Raw genomic sequence first — 14,618 nt, 5'->3', positions numbered from 1 at the left:
AATTTTCCATTGTCACTTATTTAACCAACATTTCCATCAACCTGTCATCTCTCTTATACACATCATCCCTGAAATTTACCATGCCGTTCGCATCCATAAAACAGGTGAAATAACCAATGTAAACCGGGATCTTTTTTTTCAGCGTTACATATTTTTCAGTGCCTGCATTCATTGCTTTATCAATTTTTTCAGGCGTCCATGATGAATCATAACGGAGCAGGCGGATAGCGAGTTGTCGCGGTTCGCTCACGCGGACGCATCCATGACTGAACGCTCTCTTATCTTCTCCAAATAACGATTTTGACGGAGTATCGTGAAGGTAAATGTTATTGGCATTGGGAAAAAGGAATTTAACCAGTCCCAAAGAATTGTTTTTTCCCGGCTTTTGTCTTACGTTGCCACCGTTCCATTCCATCCTGTGGTTGGCAAGGTAATTGGAATTGCGTTTCATGCCCGGCAAAATTTCTTTCCTGATAATGCTTGGCGGCACATACCAGTAAGGGCTGAATACTACGTATTGCATCATGCCACTAAAGATCACTGTTTTATTCATAGGCGTGCCTACAACTACGTTGCAGCCCCAGGCTATCTTTTTGTCTTCATAGTAGCTAAGTGTAAATGCAGGTATGTTCACTAAAATAAATTCATCCGAAATACTGTCCGCCGGAATCCAGCGAAGACGCTCCATGTTAACTATGATCTGCTCAATTCTTTTAGTAACTGGCACGTTCATTTCTTTTATCAGGCTGTTGTCGATAACTGCACTCTTTTTTAATCCGTGCGTTACCCTGAATTTATTTACTGCGGTGGCAAGAGCTGTATCAAATTTATTTCCCCCAGGTAGTGCGCCTGCATATCCATATAAAGTTAATTGCTGCCTGATGAGTGTTATTGTAGTTGATGTGTCATTAAGTTTTAATGTGGCCGGCTTTTTCAGTGATGGTATGGTAACCGCTGCATTTTGTTTTTCAATATCACGGTAACGTTGTAATGCATCTTTTAAACCGCGGTACTGTACAATAACTATATTGTTCGTATCAGGGGTCATAGCACCAGCTGTAAGATTCTTTTCAAGCAGTTCCGGGTAAGAGAGCTTTTTGCGCGGTAAATACCAGTTTAAGTTCTCCGCCTGGTTATTCAGCTTTCCTCCCCAAATGTTCTTTGCATAATTAAAATATTGTGCGGTGAGCATCAGCTCTGTTGTAATATCCGGAGCGCTGTCGTTTTTCAAACCCGAAGTATCATTATAGTGAATGAGCTTTAAGAAATCTTCTTTATAAGGAATAGTGTCAGTGATGCCATCCTCATCCGTTTTCATTAACCGGCCGATCAGAATGTTGGAAAGCTCGGACAACCCTTTCTTGTCATACCATACATAGTTGTAATGATTGGACGAATAGAATTTATAAATGTCCGGCGTGAACTCTTTGAATAAGGGCCTGCCTGCCACAAACCCACTTATACGTGTACTGTCAAGCGGAATTCCGGATGCCGGATTGAAATTCCCAATGATAAGAGAATCTGTATGTGTCGTTTTTGCTTTTGGATGTTGTTGCTGTTTGTTACTTGTTTGCCCATTACAACTTATGAAAATGAGTATGGTTACCACTTTAATGAATTGGCTTGCAGTAAAGTTGGTTATACGAGATGAAACGTTTTTCATTGAAAGCTTTTTCCGGTAAAAAGGCCGCGAATATTCTGCTTGTCAGCCCTAATGCAATTAAATAAATCTGGTTTTAAAAATAGCAAAGAATAATTGAAAGCAAAATCGCAAGTGTATAATGCAATTGAAAAATAATATCTGCTATGAATTTAGATTGATCAGTCCGGTACTTTGCTATTGCAGCTTTTCAATCAGTTCATCTATCAAAGGTTTTTGACCTTCAATAATCTTTTGCCTGGCTTCGTCAATCGAAAACCATCCGGCCTTATCAATTTCGGGGAACTCAGCTTTCTTCCCCGAATGCGGAGGCCATTCCATCTCAAACAGATTGCTCTTAATGGCCGCGGGATCGATGTCATATTCAAGTGCCCACGCAAAAACCTGTTTTCCACTTTTTTGTTTAACAGGTAACAGTTCAATAAATGCGCCGTCTATCCGGATCCCTGTTTCTTCAAAAGCTTCACGCTTAGCGGCTTCTAATGGAGACTCGCTATCATCAAATTCGCCTTTGGGAATGCTCCATGAACCAAGATCTTTCTTTGCCCAAAAAGGCCCTCCGGGATGCAATAATAGTACCTGTAACTCATCCGACGCAAACCTGTAACAAAGTAATCCTGCACTTTTACGGGACATAAAATTTTTGTTTAATCGTTTTAATGAAGGCTGTGATATCTCTTGTCTATGTAATTGATCTACAAAATCAAAGGTTGTTGCAAACTGTTTAATAACTACAAAATTGCCATTAAAAAGACGTTGATTTGTTCAAATTTTTGTAAACTAACTGAACAAACTAACCAAAGATTTGTAGTTTTTGTATAAATCATTTTTTTTATACCAGTTTTTTGCTAACCGTTATGCCAAAAATTAACTGACAACGGACATCTTTAAAAATTAGTGGGCTCAACGTGTTAAGCTTCCAAAGTCCTGCCCTCGGTAAAGAAATCAAAAACATAATAACCCGGAAAACGGGTACCCCTTACTACAGCAAACATGGAACCATTTTGCAGCAGAATGCAGAGCGCGTTCCCTATGATGATATTGTAAATACATATATCATAATAGTATGTTGCCAACCTTAAAGACATTAAAAAAGATCACCTGCCTGATAACTGTGGTTTGTGTGTTTAGTTTGCGCGAATTGCACGCGCAGTTCACCATAAGCGAAACATTTACGGGTACTGTAGTTACGCCGGATATTATTTTGGGTGACACAGCATTTCTCACAGCCGAGCGGGGCATTGATCCTCCGGGCCAGGGCTGGTTAAGATTAACTGATGACCAGCCAAACCAGCTGGGCTATGCATATTTAAATCAACGCTTTCCTTCGTCGCTGGGTGTGTTAATCGATTTTGAATATTCTGACTGGTCGAGTGAGTTACCGGACGGGGATGGGTTTTCTGTTTTTTTATTTGATGCATCTTACGGACCCGGAACCTTCAAATTGGGGCCAAGTGGCGCAGCACTTGGCTATGCTGAAGTTGACGCTAACTCAAAACCTCCGGCAGCCTATACCATGGGCCCGGGATTAACCGGAGGCTATTTTGGTGTTGGTTTTGACGAACTTGGCAACTTTGCCGCCCAACTTAACACTGTTGATAATAGCGCCCCTGGCGCCAGGGCGAATGCTATAACACTTCGGGGGGCCTATAAGCGATCACACCCGCTACCTTACGGGAACTAATGCGGACCTGGGAGGAACAGCTTTAGCAGGAACGAAAATCAGTTACGGGACAGCCACAACATCACGGCCATCCCCTTCACAATTCTACCGGAAGGTCCGCATTCAAATGGTCCCCAAAGGTTCATCCTACACCTTTACGTTATTTATGCAGGTTTCACAAACCGGCCCTATGCAAAAAGTTATGGAATACAATGCCCTGCCCAAGCCGCCGGAATTTTTAAAGCTGGGATTTGCTGCATCAACAGGAACATTCATGGGAGTACATGGTATCAGAAATCTGCAAATTACCACACCAGGTGGTCTGCGTATACAAAAAAACGGACCGTTAACCGTTGCAAATGGTAGCAGGTTAAGCTACAATATCAACATATACAATGATGGTGCTTCAGCGCTTACCAATATACCGTTTACTGATACGCTTCCGGCAAATTTTCAATACGACTCAATTGGTTTTTCTAATGCCGGAACGACTGGCAATACATTTACAAAAGGAAGCACAACAATGGCCCAGGGCGTGCTGAAAAACAACACACTCACCTTACAACCCAACAGCTATGCTATTCTTACGGTTTATGGAAAAGCAAAGTTTACTGATAGCCTGGCCTTGCAGTTAAAGAATACCGCGATAGCGAAAGCACCATCAGGATTTACGGACCCTGATATAACCAATGATACGTCCCGTACCACTACCTTCCGGATTCCTATAGTGAAAGGGACCAGTAAAACCATTTGCAGTGGTACTTCAACGGATATAGCGCTTACCACAATGGCGAACGCGACGCTTACATGGACCGCCACGGTTACAGCAGGCAGTGCAACCGGCGCAACAAGCGGCAGCGCTGTTGCAAATGCAGCCGGTCAGTATACACTGCCCCAAACGCTTACAAATACAGGAACAGCACCCGCAACCGTATCGTACAAAATAACGCCATCGTATATCTATACAACCAATGATGGTGGTCAGATAGTTGCAACCGGACCTGATTCAACAGTTATTGTGACGGTAAATCCGTTTATAACCAATATTCCTATCAATTCCGCAGATGTTGTTGTGTGTAATAATGTAAGCGCTACATTAACCGCAACAAGTACGGTCGGAAATCCTGTGTATAAATGGTATTCAAATAGTGGTCTAACCACGCTGTTAGCAACCGGGCCAACCTATACAACTCCAAAACTTACCGGAAGTACGTCCTATTATGTAACTGTTCAAAACGCCTTTACATGCGAGAATAAGCCAGGAACAGCAAAACGGGTAGACGTAACTATCAGCGGTACATGTGGAAGCGATGTGCCGTCTGGTTGTTCGGCAAACGGGTCGTTGTTGATCAAGAATGATTTTGGCGGAAATAACGCGTCCGATCCAAACTACAGCAGCACACGCTTGCCCAATGGAACTACTACTTACACATTTGCTTCGGGGGCCGCTAATTTTCCACCCCAAACAAATCAATACTCACTTACAAAGAATCCTAACGGGAATGGCTTTGCCCAATGGTATACAAACCTCACAGACCATACCGGCAGCGGCTATATGGCTGTTTTTAATGCAGATCTTCAACCCGGAACATTTTTCACCGATACATTGAGAAACCTTTGTCCCGGAACCCAGCTGTTTTTTTCAGCATGGGCCATTAGCTTATTTAGAAACGCAACCGGAGGCATTAATCCAAACCTGACTTTTGCATTAACCAATCCCGTTACCGGAGACACTGTGTCGAAATTCTTTGCCGGGGACATCATTAACGGAGATAAAGTATGGCGGCAATACGGCATGAACTTTACCGTTCCCGCCGGACTTTCATCCATTGCATTAAGTATTAAGAATAACGCCCCCGGGGGCACCGGAAATGACGTGGCTTTAGATGATATTACTGTATATGCCTGTACTCCACCTGTAACGGTTACAGGTTTAAAAAGCGGAGGCATTTATTGCCAGGGAGAAAACCTGAATCTGGTAGCTGCTTATACAGACGATGGTACATTAGGAGCAGGATATGTGTACCAATGGTTCTATAGTACTTCAGGAGACCTGACGTCGTGGAATTCGTGGACGCCTGTAAACGGAGCCACAACCAACACATTAAGTATACCTTCGGCAGTTGGATATTACCGCGTAGTTGTGGGTAACCCTGCTAATATTGCGGCGCAGAAGTTTTATTGTTGCGCAGTTTCAAATGCCGTTCAGGTAACATCCGTAAATCCGGCGCCCACTGTTAATAACATTACCGGAACCGCTGCTACCTGCGTAGGGGACTCAACACAATTGAGCAATACCACAGCCGGCGGTACCTGGGCTTCCGCAAATGCTTCCATTGCTACTGTTGATAATACCGGAAAGGTTAAGGGGGTTGGCACAGGCACTGTAAACATAACTTACACAGTTGCTGTTGCCGGCGCTTGTTCAACTACAGTAAGCCTTGCGGTTACCGTTAGTCCGCGTGCAATAGTCAATCAGCCTGTTAATATCAACATCTGTAATGCATCTGCCGTAGCGCCAATAATTCTTTCAGGGTCACCGGCCGGGGTAACGTTTAGCTGGACCGGCGGGACCACAATAGGAATGCCCGATGGCACAGGTACAACCATACCTTCATTCACAGCTATAAATGCGGGAACAACGGCAATTGTTGCCAATATTACCGTTACGCCAATTGCAAACGGATGTAATGGTGTTGCGAAGGTATTTACAGTTACCGTGGATCCATCCGCTGCTACGCCAACCATCTCTCTTTCCAGGCCTGTGAGTGAACTGGGTTATCAGAAAGTTGTTACACTTACAGCAAATGCCGCGGGAGCAACTTCATACCAGTGGTATAAGAGTGGCGTGCTGATACCTGGTGCAACTGCGGCTACTTATACTATACCTTCATACTCGCATGCTGATACCGGAACTTACACCGTTGCTGCTTATAATAGTAAAGGATGTCAAAGCAATGCGCAGGGATCGGTGACACTGCCTGATGTAGAACGATTTGAAACGTGGAAGCTTGTAACAGATGCTAACGGAGATTTTAAACCACAGGCAAATGAAATACTGACCTATACGATCTATGTAAAGAATACCGGAACGGTACCCCTCACTAATGTACAAATCAAGGACACTATCCCTGGTCACACGACTTACCTTTCGGGAGGCATACACAATGTGACCGATAATACTGTAAGTTTTACAATTCCTGGGATCGCTCCGGGGGCTACTGAAAATGAGGTATTCACTGTGCAGATAGACCCGGATATAACCGGTGTAGATACGATTTACAACCAGGCGCTTGTTCAGACAGATACGACCAGCCATCTCACTGGATGTGCGGAAGACAGAACAAACGGTGAATGTCCGACAACCATTCCGACACAGCCCAATAAAGCATTCATCACATGGAAAGCAGTAACGGATACCGACGGAGATAATAAAGCCGCCGCCAATGAAATACTTACTTACACAATTCACATTAAAAATATTGGAAGTGTTAGCGTCGATAATGTTACGGTAACAGATATAGTTCCAGCGCACACTACGTTTATAACCGGAAGCGCGGGCAACGGCAATTATAACGGTGGCACAAATACCGTAACCTACTCCTGGCAAAACCTGAAAGTGGCACAGGATACAACTGTAAGTTTCCAGGTAAGAGTCGACAACAACATAACAGGCGTGCCATTAATCAGTAACCAGGGCACCATTACAGGAGATACAACCACACATAGCACCGGGTGCAGTGAATCTGAGGCCAATGGCAATTGCACTACCGATATACCCACCATTGGAACAAAGAGTTTTGACACATGGAAGACTGTTACTGCGGAAAATCCCGATGGTAAAGCACAGCCTGGTGAAAGGCTTATTTACACCATTCACGTTAAAAATACCGGTAGTGTTAACATAGCAAATATTAGTATAACCGATACTATTCCCGCTTATACAAGTTACGTGGCAGGCAGTGCAGGAAATGGTGTATATAACGCGACAGACAAAACCATTACATATAGCTGGACGAACCTGAAAGTAGGACAGGATACCACAGTCAGGTTTGCAGCAGATGTTGCAACAGATCTCACCGGCGCCGATTCAATTTCTAATCATGCCAGGGTAACGGGAGATACAATATCTCATCCTACAGGTTGCAGCGAAGCAACTGCGGCAGATAGTTGCAATACAAGTGTACCGGTTGATGCTGCGAAGAACTTTATAGCGTGGAAAACTGTATCAGACAGTAGCAACAATGGTCTGGCAGATGCAGGTGAGCTTATCACGTACACCATCCATGTAAAGAATACGGGTAACAGAAGTATCGACAGCGTTACAATAAAAGATACTATACCTTCACGAACAAGATTTGTTGACGGCAGTGCAGGAAACGGTATATACAATACATTAGACAGCAGTGTAAGCTTCCTTATCCGCAACCTTGGAGTGGGTATTGATACTGCTGTAAGTTTCGCTGTAAGGCTTGATAGTAATATCACTGGCGTTGATACAGTGAGGAACCGGGTATTTGTTACCGGTGACTCTGTATCTCATCCTACCGGTTGTAGCGAAGCAACGGCCAGTGATAGCTGCAATACGGACATTCCCGCTAATAAAATCAAAGATTTCTTTACATGGAAGACTGTTGCCGATAGTGATGGCGATGGAAAAGCATCCGCAGGCGACACGCTTACTTATACAGTACATGTAAAGAATACAGGGAATGTTGATATATTCAATTTAATACTTTCAGACACAATTCCTGAATACACCACCTTCATTCCAGGCCTTCTCGGCGGTAGTCACAATTCATTCAGGAATACGGTCAATTTTGTATGGAGTATCCTTCGTGTGGGGCAGGATACCAGCTTTAGCTTTAGAGTTAAGGTAGACGCGGATCTTACAGGAGTAGATTCTATTCGCAACAGAGGAATTATAAGTGCAGACACGTTAACGCGTTACACCGCTTGTAGCGAGGCCTCTGCAAAAGATAGTTGTACAACAACTATTCCTGTTCAGAAAACGAAAGCATTTATCACATGGAAGAGTGTTAGAGATGCCAGCGGGAACGGCCGTGCGGAGGCGAACGAGCTACTCACTTATTCTATTCATATTAAAAATACAGGAAGCATTATATTAACAGGAATAGTAGTACAGGATACATTGCCGCCGTATACAACGCTTGTTAATGGAGATGGAGGCATATACAACCCGGCTAACCGCGCCATCAACTTTACAATAACCAGGCTGCTGACAGGAAGAGATACATCCGTAAGTTTTGTTGTACGGGTAAACAATGATCTTACAGGAGCTGATACGGCGCTGTTTAACCAGGCTGTTGTGACCAGTGATACAGTGAGACACCCGACAGGATGCGCAGAAGCAACAGCAATCGATAGCTGCGTAACGGAAATACCGCTGACCCGCGTAAAAAGCTTTGACACGTGGAAGCTGCTGAGTGATGAAAGCGGGGATTTGAAAGCTACAGCCGGAGAAAAACTGACATATACCATCCACGTTAAAAATACAGGTAACGTTGCTATTAATAATGTCACTTTGGTTGATACCATTCCTTTACATACTACTTACCTGGCAGGAAGCGGCGGAATCTACAACGCTGTGTCCAATACGGTTTCATTTAGCTGGACTAACCTCAAAGTTGCGCAGGATACCACTGTTACATTTATAGTTACTGTAAATGCTGATATCACAAGTGTTGACACCATTCACAACCAGGCCAGCGTTACCGGTGATACCATTACACATGAAACCGGTTGTTCTGAAGCTACACCCAATGGCGCCTGCCCGACAGTTATGCCAACATATCAGGTGAAATCCTTCAAGACCTGGAAGTTGGTTGCAGATGCCAGCGGCGATGGCCTTGCACAAAGCGGGGAAGTGCTAACGTATACCATTTTTATTAAGAATACAGGAAATGTACTTATTAACAACATTACGATTCGTGATACAATGCCTGCATATACTTCATTCTTATCAGGAAATGGACTTTTTGACAGCGCATCAAAGAGTATCACATTTACGGGAGTTCATCTTGGTGTAGGTCGGGACACATCTTTTACATTTACTGTACGTGTGGCGGATGATCTCACAGGAGCACGTATTATAAGCAACGTAGCAAGGGTTAATGGGGATACACTTACATATAATACCGGTTGCAGTGAAGATAAAGCCAATGGGGTATGCAGGACGGATATTCCGGTTGACGCCATTAAAGATTTCAAAACATGGAAATTTGTATCCGATGCCAGTGGTAATGGACTACCGGGGGCTGATGAAATACTCACTTATACCATTCATGTTAAGAATACAGGCAATGTTATCCTGAATAATACTACGGTCAGAGATTCAATTCCTGCGCATACAACTTATGTTGCCAACAGCGGAGGAATATATGATATAGCAACAAACACCGTTATTTTCAGAATACTGAATCTGGGCGTTCATAAAGATACTTCCGTTCAGTTCCAGGTGAAGATTGATCATGACATCACAGCAGCCGACACAATACGCAATAAGGGTGTTGTGACCGGCGACACGGTAACACATCCAACAGGATGCAGTGAGTCCACTGCCAACAGTAATTGCGAAACAATTATACCGACTGATACTATTTATGCATTCAGCGCATGGAAAACTGTTGCTGATGCCGATGGCGATGGTTTCGGTCAACCAGGAGAAGATCTGACCTATTCGATACATGTGAGGAATACAGGTAACCTGGCATTGAGCAATTTGCTTGTTTATGACACTGTTCCGGTCAGAACAACATATGTTGCGGGCAGCGGCGGTGTTGTAAATGGCAACAGAGTTGAATTCGGTGGACTGAATATTGCAGTTGGAGATTCCGTATTGTTACAGTTTAAGGTACACATAACGGAAAACTCTACAGGACGGGATACAATAGCAAACATCGCCTATGTGCATGTTCCAAATAGTGGTCCGGACATCCCAACCTGTAACAGACCCGATGGATGTCCGCCTGAAACCGGCGACACTACATTTATTCCGGTTGCCGTTCAATCATACATCGCATGGAAGACAGTCAATGGCTTGTCCGCTGATGGATTTGCATCGGCAGGAGAACAATTGGTCTATAGAATAAATGTTCGAAATACTGGTAAAGTTGCTGTTACCGGTCTCCAGGTTTTTGACACTATACCACACTTGACCAGTTATGTGCCGGGAAGTGGAGGAACAATAAACGGATCAAGAGTTGAGTTCAATAATATAACTGTTCCGGTTGGCGCTACTTCGCAATTTGTATTTAACGTTCAGGTAGATTCGAGCGTTACAAACAAGGATTCGATTCGCAATATTGCATTCACAAATAATGGAAACGGAAATACACCAACCTGCACGAATCCGGATAATTGTGTTGGAGGTGATACAACAAAGATCCCGGTTGGACCGACCCAATTTACCGCATGGAAGATAGTTGCTGACGCTAACAATGATGGTAGCGCCCAGCCGGGAGAAGTATTGACGTACACAATTTACGTAAAGAACACCGGATCCGTAACCATTGCAGGTGTGCAGGTGTTTGACACCATACCTGCATACACCACATATGCGGGTGGAAGTAGTGGTATTTTGTCCGGTGGAAAAATATTCTTTAACAATATCACTATTCCTGTTGGAGATTCTGTGTCTGTTTCATTCAATGTTACAGTCGGAACAAACCTGCCTGCCAGTGTTACATCCATCAGAAATATCGGATATGTACATGAGCCGGGCACGCCTGATCAGCCAACATGTAATAATCCTGCAGGGTGTCCCAGCGGTGATAGTACTGAGATACAAGTTAAACCGCTTTCTTACATTGCATGGAAAACAGTTGCAGATGCCAATGGCGATGGTAGTGTTCAGGCGAACGAACAACTCACTTATTCCATTCATGTTAAAAATACAGGAAATGCAGTGTTGAATGGTCTGCTCATTTATGATACCATACCAATGTATACTACTTATGTAGCAGGTAGTGGTGGCGTTTTAAACGGATCAAGAGTTGAGTTCAGTAATATAAATGTAGCTATAGGAGATTCTGTGACAGTACAGTTTAAAGTAACGGCAGCAGCCAGTCTTATGAATATTCCGTCCATTAAGAATATTGCTTTTGTACATGACAATGGCGGTGGAGAAGACAAGCCGACCTGTACTGCTCCGGATGGTTGTATAGGTGGTGATACTACAATCATTCCAACCAAGGTATTTAATTACATAGCATGGAAAACAGTTGATGACGCCAGTGGCGATGGAAGCGCCCAGCCGGGAGAAGTACTTACTTATACGATTCATGTCAGAAACACAGATGTGGTTCCGTTATCCGGTTTGTTGATCTATGATACTATTCCGGTTCATACCACTTATGTAACAGGTAGCGGTGGTACACTTAACGGAGCAAGGGTTGACTTCAGCAACGTGAATATACCTGTTGGTGATTCTGCATTGTTGTCATTTAAGGTTACGGTAGGTACAGGTTTATCAGCAGATGTGCTTCATATCAGCAATATTGCCTTTATACACATCCCTGGCGATGGCGGTGATAAACCAACCTGCAATGATCCTTCGGGATGCATCAATGGAGATAGCACAATTATACCTGTTAAACGGCTTTCTTACATTGCGTGGAAAACTGTTACCGATGCCAATGGTGACGGTAGTGTTCAGGCAAATGAGCAACTTACTTATTCCATTCATGTCAGGAATACAGGTACAGCAGCATTAACCGGACTATTGATCTACGACACCATTCCGGCTTATACTAGCTATGTCACAGGCAGTGGCGGAGTCTTAAACGGACCGAGAGTTGAGTTCAGCAATATCAATATTGCTGTAGGTGATTCTGTTACTGTTCAGTTCAAAGTAACGGCAGCAGTGGATCTTATGAGTGTTCCGGCTATTAAGAATATTGCTTTTGTGCATGACAATGGCGGTGGTGAAGACAAGCCTACCTGTACTGCTCCGGATGGCTGTGTGGGTGGTGATACTACTGCTATACCGACCAAGGTATTTAATTACATAGCATGGAAAACAGTTGATGACGCCAGTGGCGATGGAAGCGCCCAGCCGGGAGAAGTACTTACTTACACCATCCATGTCAGGAACACAGATGTAGTACCGTTACAAAACCTGTTGATATATGATACTATTCCGGATCATACCACTTATGTAACAGGTAGTGGTGGTACACTTAACGGAGCAAGGGTTGACTTCAGCAACGTGAATATACCTGTTGGTGATTCTGCATTGTTGTCATTTAAGGTTACGGTAGGTACAGGCTTATCAGCAGATGTGCTTCATATCAGCAATATTGCCTTTATACACATCCCTGGTGATGGCGGTGATAAACCAACCTGCAATGATCCTTCGGGATGCATCAATGGAGACAGTACAATTATTCCTGTTAAACCACTTTCTTTCATTGCATGGAAAACTGTTGCCGATGCCAATGGCAACGGTAGTGTTCAGGCGAACGAACAACTCACTTATTCCATTCATGTTAAAAATACAGGAAATGCAGTGTTGAATGGTTTGCTTATTTATGACACCATCCCAATGTTTACTACTTATGTAGCAGGCAGTGGTGGCGTTTTAAATGGATCAAGGGTTGAGTTCAGTAATGTAAATGTAGCTATAGGAGATTCTGTGACAGTACAGTTTAAAGTAACAGCAGCAGCCAGTCTTTTGAATATTCCGTCCATTAAGAATATTGCTTTTGTGCATGACAATGGCGGTGGTGAAGACAAGCCAACCTGTACTGCTCCGGACGGCTGTGTGGGTGGTGATACTATGGTTATACCCATTACCCAACCGATCACATATGAAGCATGGAAAACTGTTTCTGATGCATCTGGCGACGGCAAAGCGCAACCGGGGGAAATACTGACATACACCATTCATCTCACAAATATGAGTGCCACAGCTCTGACAGGCCTGATGGTTTATGACAGGCTACCGGCTTATACAACTTATGTTGCCGGTAGTGGTGGTATATTGAATGGCGGAAGGGTTGAATTCAGTAATATTAATGTGCCTGCTAACGATTCTGTTTTGCTATCGTTTAAGGTGACAACCGATGCAGATTTAAGCAATGCCAGCTCAATCAGGAATATCGCATTTGTACGCGACCAGGGCGGTAAAGATGTGCCAACCTGTACAGCTCCTGTTGCTTGTCCGAACGGGGATACTACAATTATCCCTGTTGGTAACTCCGCATATATTGCATGGAAGACTGTTTCAGATGCTGACAACGATGGTAAGGCTGAACCCGGTGAAACACTTACGTACATCATTCATTTACATAATACAGGTAATGTGGCGCTAACAGGTCTGTTGGTATATGATGCAATACCGGCACTTACGACTTATGTGCAGGGAAGTGGCGGAACACTCAGCAATGGAAGAGTTGAATTCAGCAATGTGAATGTGCCTGTTGGTGACTCGGCATTGTTATCGTTCAAAGTAAATGTCGGCACCAATTTGGGTAATGCCGGGGTTATAAAGAATATCGGTTACATACATGATAACAGCGAAGGGCCCGATAAGCCGACTTGCAGCACTCCGTCAGGATGCACGGGCGGAGATTCGACAGCGATCCCGGTATTGAACCTTGTTGATTTAAAGATTACTAAACGCGCAACCAATACAAGCACCGGAGTGGGAAATAATATCATAGGCGTGAATGATCCTTTCTATTATCAGATCGCAGTAACAAACAATAGTGCTGTTACAGCGCACAATGTGGTTGTTACAGATACGCTTGCTTCAGTACTAACTTACCGTGAAAGCAGTGCAGATAAAGGTACGGCAGCCTTTAAGCAGGCTTCGAGGGTAATCACCTGGACAATTGATTCACTTGCAGGAAGTGAGCAGGGTAATCTTATTGTGACTGTCAGCTCGCAGCAATCCGGCATCGTTGCCAACAGGGTTGTTGTGACCAGCATGGAACAGGATTCAAATCCACTCGATAATATCAGTTCTGTCGTCACCGATGTACTGGAACTTAAGATTCCGAATGTGGTTACACCAAACGGTGATGGTCACAATGACAAATTTGTAATACAAGGTCTCGAATTATATCCTGATAATCAACTGCTCATCTTTAACCGCTGGAATAACAAAATATATGAAAAGAAGGGCTACACAAACGACTGGGATGGATCAACCCTGAACGCCGGTACTTACTACTATGAACTCAAACTGAAGGACAGGAATAATCAATGGCACAGTTATAAGGGATATATCACCCTGTTGAAGGATAAGCATTAAACCAGAAACCGTTTTAT

The 14,618-nt window shown here is 43.7% G+C and carries 4 protein-coding genes; 2 read left to right on the top strand and 2 right to left on the bottom strand.

Annotated features, from left to right (window positions below):
- Positions 1–16: 16 nt before the first annotated feature.
- Together QTN47_RS11870 and QTN47_RS11865 are read right to left on the bottom strand one after the other, a co-directional pair.
- A complete protein-coding gene (locus tag QTN47_RS11870; RefSeq protein WP_369329593.1) occupies positions 17–1,663 on the bottom strand; it encodes a L,D-transpeptidase family protein in 1,647 nt (548 codons plus the stop codon).
- Between the two features lie 174 nt (positions 1,664–1,837).
- Positions 1,838–2,296 carry an NUDIX hydrolase gene (locus QTN47_RS11865; RefSeq protein WP_369329592.1) on the bottom strand — a complete coding sequence of 153 codons (459 nt, stop codon included), beginning with the start codon at positions 2,294–2,296 and terminating at the stop codon, positions 1,838–1,840.
- A gap of 430 nt (positions 2,297–2,726) precedes the next feature.
- Between QTN47_RS11865 and QTN47_RS11860 the strand changes: the two genes are divergently transcribed.
- The gene (locus tag QTN47_RS11860; protein WP_369329591.1) at positions 2,727–3,344 is read left to right on the top strand and encodes an L-type lectin family protein; all 618 of its coding nucleotides are present in this window, start codon (positions 2,727–2,729) and stop codon (positions 3,342–3,344) included.
- 169 nt (positions 3,345–3,513) lie between these two features.
- Positions 3,514–14,601, top strand: coding sequence for a CLIPPER-2 domain-containing protein (locus QTN47_RS11855; RefSeq protein ID WP_369329590.1), 11,088 nt, complete (start codon positions 3,514–3,516; stop codon positions 14,599–14,601).
- Positions 14,602–14,618 lie beyond the last annotated feature (17 nt).

Origin of the sequence: Danxiaibacter flavus, assembly GCF_041060425.1 — a bacterium.
GTDB lineage: Bacteria > Bacteroidota > Bacteroidia > Chitinophagales > Chitinophagaceae > Danxiaibacter > Danxiaibacter flavus.
Note: the sequence above shows the minus strand (reverse complement) of the source record. Positions and strands in the feature narration are given on the sequence as shown.

What these genes read in the sequence shown, in the direction of transcription:
- QTN47_RS11870 (WP_369329593.1), bottom strand. Translation starts at nt 1,663, where the DNA reads ATGAAAAACGTTTCATCTCGTATAACCAACTTTACTGCAAGCCAATTC.
- QTN47_RS11865 (WP_369329592.1), bottom strand. Translation starts at nt 2,296, where the DNA reads ATGTCCCGTAAAAGTGCAGGATTACTTTGTTACAGGTTTGCGTCGGAT.
- QTN47_RS11860 (WP_369329591.1), top strand. Translation starts at nt 2,727, where the DNA reads ATGTTGCCAACCTTAAAGACATTAAAAAAGATCACCTGCCTGATAACT.
- QTN47_RS11855 (WP_369329590.1), top strand. Translation starts at nt 3,514, where the DNA reads ATGCAAAAAGTTATGGAATACAATGCCCTGCCCAAGCCGCCGGAATTT.